Source organism: Pseudolysinimonas sp. (genome assembly GCF_057350545.1).
The window spans coordinates 1-13552 of record NZ_JBMRCP010000124.1 but is presented as its reverse complement, the minus strand read 5'-3'; the positions used below and the strand labels follow the sequence as shown (position 1 = coordinate 13552).

Annotated in this window: 15 protein-coding genes; 10 read left to right on the top strand and 5 right to left on the bottom strand. The window is 70.6% G+C overall.

Annotated features, from left to right (window positions below; translation table 11 throughout):
- Positions 1-142 precede the first annotated feature (142 nt).
- Together ACO1X9_RS16630 and ACO1X9_RS16625 are read right to left on the bottom strand one after the other, a co-directional pair.
- Positions 143-1222: a hypothetical protein gene (locus tag ACO1X9_RS16630; protein ID WP_486351970.1), complete on the bottom strand. Its 1080-nt coding sequence runs from the start codon at positions 1220-1222 to the stop codon at positions 143-145.
- 404 nt (positions 1223-1626) lie between these two features.
- Entirely contained in the window at positions 1627-2817 is a 1191-nt protein-coding gene (locus ACO1X9_RS16625; protein ID WP_486351969.1) for a MarP family serine protease, read from the bottom strand.
- Between the two features lie 81 nt (positions 2818-2898).
- Between ACO1X9_RS16625 and ACO1X9_RS16620 the strand changes: the two genes are divergently transcribed.
- On the top strand, positions 2899-3285 hold the full coding sequence (locus ACO1X9_RS16620; protein ID WP_486351968.1) for a DUF7882 family protein: 387 nt from the start codon (positions 2899-2901) through the stop codon (positions 3283-3285).
- A 12-nt stretch (positions 3286-3297) separates the two neighbouring features.
- Here ACO1X9_RS16620 and ACO1X9_RS16615 read toward each other — a convergent pair whose 3' ends face one another.
- Positions 3298-3642, bottom strand: coding sequence for a hypothetical protein (locus ACO1X9_RS16615; RefSeq protein ID WP_486351967.1), 345 nt, complete (start codon positions 3640-3642; stop codon positions 3298-3300).
- 183 nt (positions 3643-3825) lie between these two features.
- Here ACO1X9_RS16615 and ACO1X9_RS16610 point away from each other — a divergent pair, with 183 nt between their 5' ends.
- Positions 3826-4416 carry a PadR family transcriptional regulator gene (locus ACO1X9_RS16610; RefSeq protein ID WP_486351966.1) on the top strand — a complete coding sequence of 197 codons (591 nt, stop codon included), beginning with the start codon at positions 3826-3828 and terminating at the stop codon, positions 4414-4416.
- A 3-nt stretch (positions 4417-4419) separates the two neighbouring features.
- Here ACO1X9_RS16610 and ACO1X9_RS16605 read toward each other — a convergent pair whose 3' ends face one another.
- A complete protein-coding gene (locus tag ACO1X9_RS16605) occupies positions 4420-4941 on the bottom strand; it encodes an O-acetyl-ADP-ribose deacetylase (protein ID WP_486351965.1) in 522 nt (173 codons plus the stop codon).
- Positions 4942-5107: 166 nt separating this feature from the next.
- On the opposite strand from ACO1X9_RS16605, the gene ACO1X9_RS16600 reads away from it, so the two are divergent.
- The 7 genes from ACO1X9_RS16600 (at position 5108) to ACO1X9_RS16570 (ending at position 11726) form a co-directional block, all read left to right on the top strand.
- The gene (locus ACO1X9_RS16600; protein ID WP_486351964.1) at positions 5108-5710 is read left to right on the top strand and encodes a nuclease-related domain-containing protein; all 603 of its coding nucleotides are present in this window, start codon (positions 5108-5110) and stop codon (positions 5708-5710) included.
- A gap of 61 nt (positions 5711-5771) precedes the next feature.
- Positions 5772-6278 (top strand): hypothetical protein, encoded by a 507-nt coding sequence (locus ACO1X9_RS16595; protein WP_486351963.1) that lies wholly within the window; start codon positions 5772-5774, stop codon positions 6276-6278.
- 99 nt (positions 6279-6377) lie between these two features.
- Positions 6378-6647, top strand: coding sequence for a 30S ribosomal protein S15 (gene rpsO, locus ACO1X9_RS16590; protein ID WP_486351962.1), 270 nt, complete (start codon positions 6378-6380; stop codon positions 6645-6647).
- A gap of 131 nt (positions 6648-6778) precedes the next feature.
- A complete protein-coding gene (locus ACO1X9_RS16585) occupies positions 6779-7948 on the top strand; it encodes an MFS transporter (protein WP_486351961.1) in 1170 nt (389 codons plus the stop codon).
- A gap of 28 nt (positions 7949-7976) precedes the next feature.
- Positions 7977-8156: a hypothetical protein gene (locus ACO1X9_RS16580; protein WP_486351960.1), complete on the top strand. Its 180-nt coding sequence runs from the start codon at positions 7977-7979 to the stop codon at positions 8154-8156.
- A 4-nt stretch (positions 8157-8160) separates the two neighbouring features.
- The gene (locus ACO1X9_RS16575; RefSeq protein ID WP_486351959.1) at positions 8161-9795 is read left to right on the top strand and encodes a hypothetical protein; all 1635 of its coding nucleotides are present in this window, start codon (positions 8161-8163) and stop codon (positions 9793-9795) included.
- 29 nt (positions 9796-9824) lie between these two features.
- Positions 9825-11726: a CASTOR/POLLUX-related putative ion channel gene (locus ACO1X9_RS16570; RefSeq protein WP_486351958.1), complete on the top strand. Its 1902-nt coding sequence runs from the start codon at positions 9825-9827 to the stop codon at positions 11724-11726.
- 22 nt (positions 11727-11748) lie between these two features.
- Here the strand turns inward: ACO1X9_RS16570 and ACO1X9_RS16565 are convergent, their stop codons facing one another.
- On the bottom strand, positions 11749-13095 hold the full coding sequence (locus ACO1X9_RS16565) for an FAD-binding oxidoreductase (protein WP_486351957.1): 1347 nt from the start codon (positions 13093-13095) through the stop codon (positions 11749-11751).
- 61 nt (positions 13096-13156) lie between these two features.
- Here ACO1X9_RS16565 and ACO1X9_RS16560 point away from each other — a divergent pair.
- The coding region (locus tag ACO1X9_RS16560; RefSeq protein ID WP_486351956.1) for an aldo/keto reductase at positions 13157-13552 on the top strand (396 nt) is incomplete at its 3' end.

The window sequence follows — 13552 nt, the reverse complement described above, 5'->3', positions numbered from 1 at the left end:
CGCCCTGCCAAACGGCGACAGACGCGGGATAACTTGGGGCACGAGAACCTCCGGGAAGTGGGACCTAGACAGCTCCACTAAGCCCGGAGGTTCTCCTCATTCTCAAGCCCCAACCTGTCAACCAGGTCCCGGCTCAGTACAGCTAGCCGCCCGAGAACGCGCTGAAGATGTCGGCGAAGAAGCTCCAGCCCCAGATGACGCACGCCGCGACGATGAGCAGGATGGCGCCGACGCTGACGCTGCGCTTGAGCCGCGTCCCCTGCGGGGCGACGGTGTTCGCCGTGAAGGGCACGGCCGCCCGGTCGTCGTGGTAGCGGTCGGTCTGGGTGAGCGTCTTCGCTCCGACGGTCGCGACGATGCGCAGCAGCCGCTCGTAGACCGCCGGCTGAGCGGATGGGAACGCGCTGGCCGAGTACACGAACATCCAGTCGTCGACGATCTCGACGTCGAACGGGGCCGCCTCGTCGATGAGGAGGGCCATGAGGTCGGGCGTGAACACGTAGAGCGCGTCGCGCGCGTACTCCTTCGGGCAGTAGAGCGTGAAGTATCGGTCGAAGTCGCCTTCGAGCGACAGGATCTGATCCTTCGAGAAGGTCGCCGGCAGGTTGCTCCCGCCGAAGAGCCCGTTGTTGGCTTTCGAGTCGAGCACCATGTGCGGCAGCCTCCGGTCGAGTTTCACGGCCAGGAAGCCCCACGTGCGCGTCGTGCGGTTCTTGCCGGAGCCCGTCGTGTACCGGTAGTTGCCGAAGTCGAGGAATCGGCCCTCCACGGTGCGGAAGTGCTCGACCGCAGTCCGGCTGTCGCCGAGCTGGAAGATCGCGCCCGGGTAGGACGGGTTCGGCGAGGCCGGTGAGAACTCGAAGCCGTTGGCCCGCGCGAACCGATCCATCTTCAACCAGCGGCCCCAGCGGCCGGAGCCGCCCGCGACGACGCGGATGATCGCGAACCCGACGAGCCCGATGCCGGCGACGAAGACGATGAGGAAGATCGTCGAGATCGGGCTGCGGTCGGCCGTGGACATGATCGAGCCGAGGATGCCGCCGAAGACCGGGAGGATGAAGGCCACCGCGACGATGGCCACGATGACGACGGTGAGGATCGACCCGACCGACATCGACGCCCAGCTGGCGCCCGAGGCGCGCGACTGCCGCTTGTACTCGGTGACGTCCTGCGGCGTCGGAGTGTTCAGCAGGGGCGAGTAGTCGACGTCGGGTGCGGCCATGCCCTCATTAAAGACCGAATGCTGTTAAAGACTCATCGCCCAGTGGCGGGTCACTGACTCCGACTCTTCTGGGCGATGAGTTGTTCTGACTCCAGGGTGCACCCGTCGACGGGCGACGTCAAGTGTCAGAGCGCCACGTCAGAGCGAGAAGTCAGAGCTAGAAGTCAGAGCGCGAACATGTAGGCGGTCGCGGCCACCGCGAAGACCGTCGCGGCGACACCGACGATCGCGGTGATGATGGTGAGCGCGAGGTCGCGGCGCGGGCTGTGTTGGGTCGTGGTCATCGTGGTATCCCCTCGTGACGGCATTCGGATCCCGTCCCGGGGATTCGGAGGCCTCGGCTTCCCAGCTGGTTCCGACCCTAGGACCGGCGGGGGTGCGCGTCGGGGTCTTGACAGCGGGCGTCAGCCGCGCACGCAGCTGCCGGAGGAGACGCGCGCCGTCAAGCCGGGGGCCGCGGAGCTCACCGGTTCGAGCTCGGCGTTCGTCATGGCGTATCCGAGCTCGGGATCGTCGGCGCTCCGCGCGAACACGACCCCCGCGACCGTGCCGTCGGTGGCGAGCAGCGGTCCGCCGGAGTTGCCCGGCTGCACGACGGCGGCGAGCGAGTAGATCTCGCGCGGCGACCGGGCCGAGCCATAGATGTCGGGGATCTGCTCGGTCGAGACCGCGAGCACCTCGGCGGCACCGATCGTGAACGGCCCGCCGTAGGGGTAGCCCTCGACGACCGCCTCCGCGCCGACGCCCAGCTCGGGCGAGAGCGCGAGGGCGGGGGAGAGCAGCCCCTCGACGGCGATCACCGCGAGGTCGTCGACCGGGTCGAGGTAGACGACGCGGCCCTCGAGGCTCTGGCCGTTGGGCGCGTCGACGATCGGCTGGTCGACGCCGGCGACGACGTGCGCGTTGGTGACGATACGGTCGGGTGCGACGACGAACCCGGTGCCGGTCTGGTTCTGGCCGCACGCGAAGGCCGTGCCGCCGATGCGCACGACGGATTGCGCCGCCGCGGTGAGCGGGTCGGTGTCGGTCGGCACGTCGGGGATGCCGGGGGAGGTGGCGACACCGCCGAGCGCCTCGCCGATGACCGGCAGACCCTCTTCGAGCACGGCGGCCCGCACTCGGGAGAGCACGGCATCCACGGGCGGCGGCGTGACCGCGTCGATCGCCCGGAGCACGTACGAGCCGGAGATCGCCTGGCTGAAGAGGGGCACACCCATCGAGCCGACGCCGCCCGCGACGAGCGAGATCGCGAGGGCGGCGATGACGCCGTTCGCGACACCTCCGGCGAATCGGCTGCCGGCGCCCGGGCCTTCGCGGTCGGGGTCGCGATCGCGGATGCCGCGTCCGATCCGGGCACCGAGGGCGTGGCCGCCGAACAGCAGCACGAGCGAGGTCGCGACGATGACGGCGACGCGCCAGAACGGATCGGGCACGGCGGCCGAGAGCAGCGGGATCGCGAGGAACGCGACGGCACCGCCCGCGATGACGCCGAGGATGGCCCCGAGGCTGCGGGCGAGGCCGTTGCGCACGCCCTCGCCGATGAAGACGAGCAGGGCGAGCACGAGCAGCACGTCGAGCAGTCGTTCGGCGATCATCGCCACCAGTCTGACGGATCCGATTACACGATCGCGGTTCCCGCGCGCAATCCCCCCACCTCCGATTCACGAGAGCGAAGGATGCTCGCCTACCGTCGATCCGACCCCCGGCGCAGACCCTCGGCCGGGGCGCCGACCGGCACCGAGGAGCACGTGGGAACCCTGTACTACGGCGCGTCCCGCCTTGCCCTCAAGATCGACGATGTCACCCTCGCCCACCTCCGCGTGGTCGCCACGGCGAAGCTCCGCCGAGGTGAGTCGTTCGCGATCACCTGGATCGACCCCGACCCCGACCCCGACGCTGTCGAGGAGCCGCGCGAGTCGCTCTGGATCCACCGCGACGCCGACCTGATGTTCGTGCTCGACGGCAGAGTGCCGCGGCTCGACTCGGCCCTGCTCGCGTCGATGAGCGCGGCCGCCTACGTCGCGCGCGGCATCGAGCTCGAGGCCCGGCGCGTCACGCCCTGACCTCGGCCGACCCTACGTCGTGATGTCGTGGTCGAGCACGGTGAAGTCGTCGGGGAGGCGGAACTCGGTGGCGGACGGCGCGTCGTCGAGTCGCGAGATCCGTTGCCGCATGTGCGCGATCGCGTCGGCACTGCCCGCGATCTCGTGATCGGGTTCGCCGGGCTGGGTGAGCATCCCGAGTCCCATGCCGACTCCGACGACGAGGGATGCCGTGGTGGCGTGGCCGTCGACCTCCGCGGGCAGGTCGATGCGTTCCACCCGGCTGAAGCTCACGAGCAGGCGGGCGAGTTCGAAGGCGGTGTCGGCGACCTCGTCGGAGGTGTCGATCGAGTGGCCCTGCCACAGCAGCGTCTTCACGCGCGAGTTCTTCCTTCCGCGACGATCCGACTCCCACGGTAGGAACGGGGAGCGCGGAGCGGTAGGGCGGTGAAATTCCGTCGACTTTGTGCTAGCCATTCTCTCGGTCTACCGATGTATTGCGATATATCGGAATGTATCGTATAGTCGACCTCGAACCGATCCCGATTCGAAGGAGAACCCATGCACCGCATGAATCACCCCCGCGGGTTCCGACAGGGAACCCAGCCCCACCCGCACCCCCGCTTCCGTCACCCCGGAGCGCCCCACCCCGGAGCCGATTTCATGGGCTTCCTCGGCGGCCCCGCCTTCGGCGGACCGCGGGGGTTCGGAGGCCGCGCCCGCAAGGGCGACGTGCGCAGCGCCATCCTGTCGCTGCTGAGCGAAGCACCGACCAACGGCTACGGCCTCATCAAGGCCATCCACGCCAAGACGGAGGGCGCCTGGCGCCCCAGCCCCGGCTCCGTCTACCCGACCCTGCAGCAACTCGTCGACGAGGGGCTCATCGCTCCGACGTCAGAGGGCGCGCGGGCCGAGTACGCGCTCACCGACGAGGGCCGCGCCCACGTCGCGGAGCACGCCGACGAGATCGCGGCCGCGTGGACGCAGTCCCGCAACCCGTGGCGCGAGCAGGGCGACCTGCTCACCGCCGCGCGGAAGCTGGCCGGCGTCGTGCGTCAGGTCGCGACCGAGGGCACGCCCGAGCAGCGTGCGAGCGCGACCGAGAAGCTCGACGGCCTGCGCCGCGAGCTCTACCGGATGCTCGGCGAGTAGCCGTCACACCCCGGCGGCGTCGAGCGCGTGCTCGAACGCCGCCGCGGCGTCGGGGGAGAACAGCACGAACGTGACGGTCTCCACCGACGTCGGCGTGGCGAGGATCGACTCCACCGCCACCCGGGCGGCCTCGGCCATCGGCCAGCCGTACGCACCGGCGCTCACCGCGGGAATGCCCACGGTGAGCGCCGTCTTCTCGTCCGCCACCCGGAGGCTCTCCCGGTAGCACGACGCGAGCAGGGTGCTGCGATCCTCCGACGCCGAGTAGACCGGCCCCACGGTGTGGATCACCCAGCGGGCGGGCAGGTCGCCCGCGGTCGTCGCAACCGCCTGACCCGCCGGCAGCCCGTCGGGCAGCACCGTCGCCCGCAATTCACGGCACGCGGCGAGGATCGCGGCACCGCCCGCGCGGTGGATCGCGCCGTCGACGCCACCCCCGCCGAGCAGCGAGCTGTTGGCGGCGTTCACGATCGCCTCGGCGTGGAATCGCGTGATGTCACCGACGTGCAGACGGAGCTGGACCATGTCTCCAGTATCGGCACCCCGCGCACGGGGGCTGCCGGTAGCTCCCGGGACCGCTACCTTCGGAGGCGGGAAGGGCGCCATGGATCAGGGACCGGCGCCGGAACCCGCGAGCTGGTCTCTTCGCTCGCGCGGGCCGGCTCATGCTGTCAGTCACCGCTGTCTGGAGTTGCAGCGACGTGCCCGGCCGCGCGGACGTCTCGCGCGTCTCCTCGGGGTCGACCCGCTGCATCCGGATGCCGTGGGCGCGTACCGCGAGGTGCTCGGCGAGCGGCGGATCGGCGGTCTTCTCGCTCAGCTCGGCGCGGGGTGGCGCGTGCTCCACGCCGTGCCCTACGGGGAGGCCGACGAGATCGACCATCTCGTCATCGGGCCGCCGGGAGTCTTCGCCGTCACGTCGACGCCCGCGGCCGCGCACCACGACGCGCGGTCGGCGTCACGGCTGCTCAGCCGTGCGACCGGCAGCCGCATCGTCGCCGAGCCGCTCGTCGCGTCGCCCACCCATGCGCTCCGCGCGATCTCCGCGCTCCGCGGGCGGCCCGCGCGGCTCGAGGCCGACGTCGTCGCGAGGATCGCCCGGGCGGCGGAGGAGTGGACGACGTGGCGACCGTTCGGCGTCGACCTCCCGTCGCACACCGACCCCGACGCCGCGTTCGGCCGTCTCCACGCCGAGGTCGAGCGCGCCGGTCGTCTCCGCCTGCTCTGGGGTCTCGCGAGCGTCGTGCTGGTCGCGCTCGCCCTCGCCGGGGCGGCATCCCGACTGCTGTTCTGAGCGCCGCGGCTGACCGCTCTTCGGGGTTGACCGTCGGAGCCGTGTCCCTAAGATGGGGGACATGACGGTCGCTTACCCGACGACCGGCCTCGGAAACCCGCAGCTCGAGATCCCCCGCGTCGAGTCCCCCCTCGCGTGCACCTCCTGTGGCACCCCTGCCGGCTCCCTGCGTGAACCCTTCTGCGCCCACTGCGGCTCGCGCGTCTCGATTCCCGTGCGCGCCGGTGTCGCGTCGATCGCGGCGACCCGGTCGCTGCAGTTCGCCGCCCTCGCGGTCATCACCAACATCCTCGTCGGGGGCGCCACGTTCGGCGTCGTCTACCTGCTGCAGGATGCCGCCCGCCTCACCGAGGCGGCCGTCGGCCTCGAGGCGCTGCGCTTCGTGCTCGTCGGCGTGATCCTCGCGCTCGCGATCCGCAGCGGGGTGCGAGGGCTGAAGCAGACCCGCGACGGGATGCTGAAGCGGCGTCCGTGGGCGATCCTCGGCCTCGTCGTGGCCGGCTTCTACGCGCTGCTCGTCACCGGGTCGTTCGTCGCGACGACCGCGCTGTACCTCTTCGTGCTCTGATACCATCGCAAGGTTGCCGTTCGATCGGCCGCGGATACAGAGAGCTCCCACATCGTGTGGCGGGCGCCGCGCAACGAGGAGAAGGAGGGGATCGAATCTATGGCTCTTGACGCTGAGACCAAGAAGGCGATCATCGACGAGTACGCTACCCAGCCCGGTGACACCGGATCCCCCGAGGTTCAGGTCGCGATCCTGACCAAGCGGATCAAGGACCTCACCGAGCACCTCAAGGAGCACAAGCACGACCACCACTCGCGTCGTGGTCTGCTGCTCCTCGTCGGGCAGCGCCGCCGTCTTCTCGGCTACCTCCAGGACATCGACATCGCGCGTTACCGCTCGCTGATCGAGCGCCTGGGGCTCCGCCGCTAGTCGGCTACTGCGGGTCGCCGCAGCGCAAGACAGTGTGACGGGCCGTCATCCTTCGGGATGGCGGCCCGTCCGTCGTTCCACTGACTGAAAGCCCCGCCCCGACCGACGCGCGCGCGTCCTAGGGTCGCACGGTGACCGAGGGGCCCGTGACGCTGCGGCTCGCTCTGCTGAGCGCGGCGACGTTCCTCGTCGGCACCAACGGCTTCGTCGTCGCCGGGCTGCTGCCCGACATCGCCGAGGGACTGGGCACGACGGCCAACGGCGTCGCCCTCTCGATCACGGTCTACGCGGCCGTGGTCGCCGTGCTCGCGCCGACGGTCGCGACGATCCTCACCCGGGTTCCGCGTACCGCGCTCATCGCGAGCGGCCTGGTGATCACCGCTGGCGGCATCGTCATCACGGCGGTCGCCGGCGACCTCGCGGCGTTCATCCTCGGGCGCGCCATCGCGGGAGTCGGGGGAGCGGGGATCGCACCCACGGCTGTCGCGGCGGCCGCATCCATGGTGCCCGCGGCGCGTCGTGGTCGCGCGATCGCGGTCGTCCTCCTCGGCTTCACCCTCTCCACCGCGATCGGCTCGCCGCTCGGCACCGTGGTCGCCCATCTCGGCGGCTGGCGGCTCGCGCTCGCAGCCGTCGCGGGGCTCGGGTTCCTGATCGCCGCGGTGTTCGTGCTGACGGTGCGCGGCATCCCGCTCCCGCCGCCGATGACGCTCGCGCGCCGGGCGTCGGTGCTCGCGGTGCCCGGCATCCTGCTCGCCCTCGGAAGCACGGTGTTCACGATCACGGCGTTCAACGTCGCCTACATCTACAGTTCCACCTTCACGGCCGAGGCGAGCGGCGGGTCGGGAGCCCTACTCGCCGTGCTGCTGCTCGCGTACGGGGTCGGCGGCGTCGTCGGCAACCAGCTCTCCGGACGCCTCACCGACCGCTACGGCAACCGCGTCGTCGGCAGCGCGCTCATGGCTCTGCACCTCGTCGCCCTCGTCCTCATGCCTCTCGCCACGCCCTCGTACGGCGCTCTCCTCGTGGTCTTCGTCGTGTGGGGCGTCGCGGCCTTCGGCACGGGGATCGCCGTGCAGCATCGCCTCGCCGAGGTCGACCCGTCACGCGCCACGGTCTCGATCTCGTGGTACTCGACGGGCGTGTACGTCGGCATCGCGCTCGCCCCGATCGTCGGGGGCGTCGCGCTCTCCGGCTGGGGCGCCCTGCACGTGCCACACGCGGCAGCACTCGCGGTGCTCGGCGCCGCGCTGCTGTTCCAGCTCGGCTTCCTCGTTCGACCCCCGGCCCGCTCGCGGTGAGTGCGGGCCGCCCCTTACGCTCTCAGGCATGAGTCGCAACCTGGTCACGATCCTGCTCGTCATCGCGGCGGTCGTGATCGCCTGGTTCCTCGTCAGCTTCCTGCTGTCGTTCATCTACCTCGTCGTGCGCATCCTCATCGTCGCCGCGGTGGCGGTGCTCGTGTACCTCCTGCTCCGCAACGTGCTGCTCCGTACCGACAAGGACTGACGGGATGCTCGCGGGGGTGCTCGAGCGGCTGCGCCGCCTCGCGCCCGGCCGCGTTCCCGCCGCCTATCTCGCCTGGGCGATCGCCTGCTGGTTGCTCACGGCGACACTGGCGGTGGTCATCCTGATCCCCGGGCTCACCGACGGGATCACCGCCGTGCAGGCGGGTTCGACGGGGATCGTCGGCGTCTTCACCGCACCCCTCGGCATCCGGTTGCTCATCACGGTGGCCGGCGCCGTTCTCGTCGGGGCGCTCGTCGTCGCGGCGCTGCTGCGCGCGGCGGAGCGGACGGCCCCGCGCGCTCTGATCGTCGTTGCGGGTGCCGTGTTCCCGGTGATCGCGCTCGCGGCCGAGCGGCACTGGCTCTCCGCGGGCGCCGCGCTCGTGCTGCTCGTCGTCGCGGTGGTTCTCGCCGTGCGCCGCGGACCGGCGGCCCTCGTCGGGATACTCGCGGCCGGCGTCTGGCTCGTGCTCGCGGTCGCTCAGTTCGGGGCGGATGCCGACGGCGGCTGGACCTGGATCGCCCTGTTCGGCGCGGCGGCGGCGTTCGCGGCCTTCGGGGCCTACTACGGCGTCGCGCGCGCGGCGGAGTCGCGGTCGGCGCTCCTGCGGCCCCTGTTCCGCGACGACGTCGGGGCGGGGATCGTGCTCGCGGTCGTCGCGGTCGTCGTCGCCCTCACCGTGCTGCGGCTCACGGCGGCCCGTGGCCTGTTCCCCAGCCCCGATCCGGAGCTGTGGAACCCCCTCGCCGCCGCGCCGCTGTCGTGGGCGCACTCCGTGCTCGTCGCCGGGCTCGTCGTGGTCGTCGCCGTCCGGTCGGTGCGCCGCCCCCTGCGCCGCTCGCGGGCGCGCGCTGTCACGGCCGCCCTCGCCGTGGCCGGCAACGCGCAGCTCGTGCTGGGTCTCGGAGTGATCATCCTCGGGCTGCTCGTCGCCGTCGTCTCGGGCGCGACGTTCCTGCCCGACGTGCCGCCCGTCGTCGTCGCCGCACTCAAGTTCGTCGGAACCGTCGCGATCACCGTCGTGGCGCTCACCCCGCCGTTCCGCGGCACCACCGCACGCTCCCTCGCCGTCGTCACCGGTGCCTACCTGCTGCCGCTCACGCTGCACGGGCTGCTCGCGCAATCCGGGTCGCTCCCGCCCGCCCTCGTCGGGTTTCCCGCGAGCCCGGTGCAGTTGGCGCTCGTGATGCTCGCGGTCGCCGTGGCCGCCGCCGTGATCCCGGGGGTGCGGCGAGGGCTCGGTGCGGGTCTCGTCGTACGGCTCGCGGTCGTGCCGTTCGTCGCTGTGCACGCGGGGTGGCTGCTGCCCGCGGTGTGGTCCGACCTCGGCCGCATCGTGCTCGTCGTCGGCGTGCTGCTCGCGCTGCTGTTCCTCATGCCGAGACCCGACCCGGCGCCGACGCCGCACGCCGCGAACGTGCTCGCCGCGTCGGCAGGGCAGTTGCTCGCGCTGGTCGTGTTCGCCCTCGCCCTCCCGAGCTTCCTCGACGACCCGTCGATCGTCGTGCTGGGGCTGTTCTGGCTGGGCGTCGCCGTGATCGCCGGGCTCGTCGTGCGCACCCAGCCGGGCACCGACGACGTTCCGGCGACGCCCCGGGTGACCGCGTCCGCGTCAGGTGGGGATGCTCGGAAACGCTAGTGTTCGATCACCCGATCTGAGGAGATTCTGTGAGCACCAAGCCCAGCACCGGTGAGCGCCTTCGCTACTGGTTCGACAACTGGATGTCGAAGGGCACGGTCGCCCTCATGGCGCTGCTGGGTGTCGCCACCGCGGTCTTCGTCGCGGTCCTGGGCACGATCGCGTGGGTGCTGCTCAAGTTCGTCCCGGCTCTCGATCGGGAGAACAACCTCGCCGACGACAGCGCGGGCCCGCTCGACCTGATCTGGCGCAGCCTCATGCGCACCCTCGATCCGGGCACGATGGGCGGCGACGAGGGCTGGCCGTTCCGGATCATGATGCTCATCGTCACGATCGGCGGTCTGATCATCGTGGCGAGCCTCATCGGCATCGTCTCGGGCGCCTTCGACAGCAAGGTCGAGGAGCTGCGGAAGGGCCGCTCGCGCGTGCTCGAGGAGGACCACACCCTCATCCTCGGTTGGAGCACCAAGGTGTTCCCGATCGTGCAGGAGATCGCGACCGCCAACCTCTCGCGCGGCAAGAGCGCGATCGTGATCCTCGCCGACCGCGACAAGGTCGAGATGGAAGACGACATCAAGGCGCAGGTGCCGTTCACCGGCAAGACGAAGATCATCGTGCGCTCGGGCGATCCGATGAACCTCGCCGAGCTCGAGGTGGCGAATCCGCACACCGCGCGCAGCATCATCGTGCTCGCGCCGGAAGACACCGACGACCCCGACTCGCTCGTCATCAAGACGACGCTCGCCGTGACGAACAACCCGAACCGCAAGCAGGGCGACTACCACATCGTCGGCGAGCTGCAGCATCCGGGCAACCTCGAGGCCGCGCGGCTGGTCGGACGCCACGAGGCGCACTGGGTGCTGTCGACCGAGCTCATCAGTCGCATCACGGTGCAGACCTGCCGCCAGAGCGGACTCTCGGTCGTCTACTCGGAGCTGCTCGACTTCGACGGTGCCGAGATCTACTTCACCGAGCAGGCGACTCTCGTCGGCCGCACCTACTTCGACGCCCAGCTCGCCTTCGCCTCGTCGGCCGTCATGGGTCTCGTGCAGGGCAACAAGGTCGCTCTCAACCCGCCCGGCGACACGGTGATCGCGCGCGGCGACCAGATCATCGTGATCGCCGAGGATGACGACGCGATCCACCTCTCCGAGCCGGGCGTCCCCGACGAGGGCCTCGTGAGCGCCGCCGACGTGGGCCCGGCGATGCCGGAGTCGACCCTCGTGCTCGGATACAACGAGGGCCTCGGGCTCATGCTCGCCGAGCTCGACCAGTACTCGACGGCCCGTTCGCGCGTCATGGTGGTGGCGGATGTCGCGGAGCCCGGGTTCGACGGCCTCGTCAACCTCGACCTGTCGTTCCAGCAGGGCGACCCGACCAGCCGTGCCGTGCTCGACGGGCTCTACGCCTACGAGTACGACCACATCATCGTGCTCGCCGCGAAGGAGACCCTGTCCGCGCAGCGGGCGGATGCGAAGACTCTCATCACCCTCCTGCACCTTCGCGACATCGCCGAGCAGAAGGGCACCGACCTCAACGTCGTGAGCGAGATGATCGACGACCGCAACCGCGAGCTCGCCGAGGTCACCCAGGCCGACGATTTCATCGTCAGCGACCAGCTCATCAGCCTCATGCTCTCCCAGGTGAGCGAGAACAAGAGACTCACGGATGTCTTCGACGAGCTGTTCTCGGCCACGGGCCCGGAGATCTACCTCCGTCCGGCGGAGCACTACGTCGCCCTCGGCGCCGAGACCGACTTCTACACCGTGCTCGAGGCGGCCCGCCGCCGCGGTGAGACGGCGATCGGCTTCCGCCTCGACGCCCACGCGCGCAGCAGCGAGCACGCCTACGGTGTCACGGTGAACCCGACGAAGGGGGAGAAGCGCGCCTTCTCGGCCGGGGATCGGATCATCGTCCTCGCCGAGGGGTGAGTCTCGACACGCCGCTGCGCGGCTACTCGATCACCGCGGGTCGGACGTTGTGGTTGCGGTGGAAGAAGTTGCTCGGGTCGTAGACGGCCTTGATCGACCGCAGCCGTGACAGCGTCGCCGGCGGGTACATCTTCGTGATCGGGTCGTCGAGGCTCGAGAAGTTGCCGTAGAGGCCCTTCAGCCAGGGGTCGAGTCGCGCCCATGTCGCGCGCAGCTTCGGCGACTCGGCGTCGTAGAGCTCGTCGGGGAGGAACGCCGCCGAGACGAGCCACGCCTCCGTGTCGCGGAACCCCCACGCCGTCGCGTCCGACGCGACCCGCGAGTACGCGCCGCCGAGCAGCCGCACCATGAGCACCGAGTCGCCGAGGTCGCGCTTCACGGCGGCCAGTTCGGCGATCAGGTCGTCGTCGAATCGCGCGGCGAAGCCGTTCTCGTCGACGAGTTTGATCGCCGGCGCATCGACCTGATCCGCATCGGGCTGCTCGTCCATGAGCACGTCGGCGTAGGGCATCTGCGCGATCGTGTGCCCGGTGACGCCGGGCGCCTCGAGCAGAGGCGCGATCGCCGCACGCGCGGCGTCGAGGTCGCCGCCGGCCCAGACGAACACGACCTGTGAGACCGGCGGCATCCCTTCGCCGAACGACGGCAGCCCGAGGTAGGTGGTCGTGAGCTCCTCGGGTGCCGCGCGGAGGGCGTCGCGCCATACCCGGAACACGGCGGCGAGGTCGGCGTCGGCGGCGAGGTGGATCGCGCCCGAGACGACGCCGTCGGGCAGGGGATGCGCACGGTAGGTGAAGGCCGTGACGACGCCGAAGTTGCCGCCGCCCCCGCGCAGCGCCCAGAACAGGTCCGGCTCGGAGTCGGCGCTGGCCGTGACGATCCTGCCGTCGGCGAGCACGACCTCGGCGCTCACGAGGCTGTCGATCGCGAGGCCCCACAGGCGCACGAACCAGCCGACGCCCCCGCCGAGCGACAGGCCGCCGACACCGACCGTCTTCGTGTCGCCGGAGCTGAGGGCGAGACCGTGCGGCGCGAGTGCCTCGGCGACCTGACCCCACAGCGCCCCGCCGCCGATCGTGACCAGGTCGCCGCTGACGTCGATCGTCGCGAGCGAGCGCAGGTCGAGCACGAGCCCGCCGTCGTTCGTCGACATCCCGCGTGAGTCGTGACCGCCGCTGCGCACCGAGAGTTCGAGGTCGTGCGCGCGTGCGAACGCGACGACCGAGGCGACGTCGACGGCATCCTCGGGTCGCACGACCGCGAGGGGCGAACCAGGGCCCTTCGCCACGCGGGAACCCGCGAGATATTCGTCGGAGCCGGGCTCGAACACCCGCCCGGGTAGTGCTGCCGTCAACATCGAGAGGTCCACGTCTTCCACCCTATGGATCCGCGCCGACAGGCGGCGTGGCCGCCGCATTAGAGTCCCGAGCATGGAGTACAGGCGTCTCGGCGACAGCGGCCTCACGGTCTCCCGCATCATCCTCGGGTGCATGAGTTACGGCGACTCGGCGGCCGGCTCGCACTCGTGGAGCGTCGGCCTCGACGAGAGCCGCCCCTTCTTCCGTGCGGCGATCGAAGCCGGGATCACGACCTTCGACACCGCCAACGTCTACTCGGCGGGGTCGAGCGAGGAGATCACCGGGCAGCTGCTGCGCGAGTTCTCCCGGCGCGAGGAGGTCGTCATCGCGACGAAGCTCCACGGCCGCATGTTCCCCGGGCCGAAGGGGGCGGGACTCTCGCGCGGGGCGATCATGCAGGCGATCGACGACAGAACTGCGCTGTCAGTTGATGCAGCAAACGGTTGGAGCTTAACTTCATGCCATTCG

Bases quoted from the DNA above. Each gene is read 5' to 3' on its own strand.
- ACO1X9_RS16630 (WP_486351970.1), bottom strand. From the start codon at position 1,222: ATGGCCGCACCCGACGTCGACTACTCGCCCCTGCTGAACACTCCGACG.
- ACO1X9_RS16625 (WP_486351969.1), bottom strand. From the start codon at position 2,817: ATGATCGCCGAACGACTGCTCGACGTGCTGCTCGTGCTCGCCCTGCTC.
- ACO1X9_RS16620 (WP_486351968.1), top strand. From the start codon at position 2,899: ATGCTCGCCTACCGTCGATCCGACCCCCGGCGCAGACCCTCGGCCGGG.
- ACO1X9_RS16610 (WP_486351966.1), top strand. From the start codon at position 3,826: ATGCACCGCATGAATCACCCCCGCGGGTTCCGACAGGGAACCCAGCCC.
- ACO1X9_RS16605 (WP_486351965.1), bottom strand. From the start codon at position 4,941: ATGGTCCAGCTCCGTCTGCACGTCGGTGACATCACGCGATTCCACGCC.
- ACO1X9_RS16595 (WP_486351963.1), top strand. From the start codon at position 5,772: ATGACGGTCGCTTACCCGACGACCGGCCTCGGAAACCCGCAGCTCGAG.
- rpsO (WP_486351962.1), top strand. From the start codon at position 6,378: ATGGCTCTTGACGCTGAGACCAAGAAGGCGATCATCGACGAGTACGCT.
- ACO1X9_RS16580 (WP_486351960.1), top strand. From the start codon at position 7,977: ATGAGTCGCAACCTGGTCACGATCCTGCTCGTCATCGCGGCGGTCGTG.
- ACO1X9_RS16575 (WP_486351959.1), top strand. From the start codon at position 8,161: ATGCTCGCGGGGGTGCTCGAGCGGCTGCGCCGCCTCGCGCCCGGCCGC.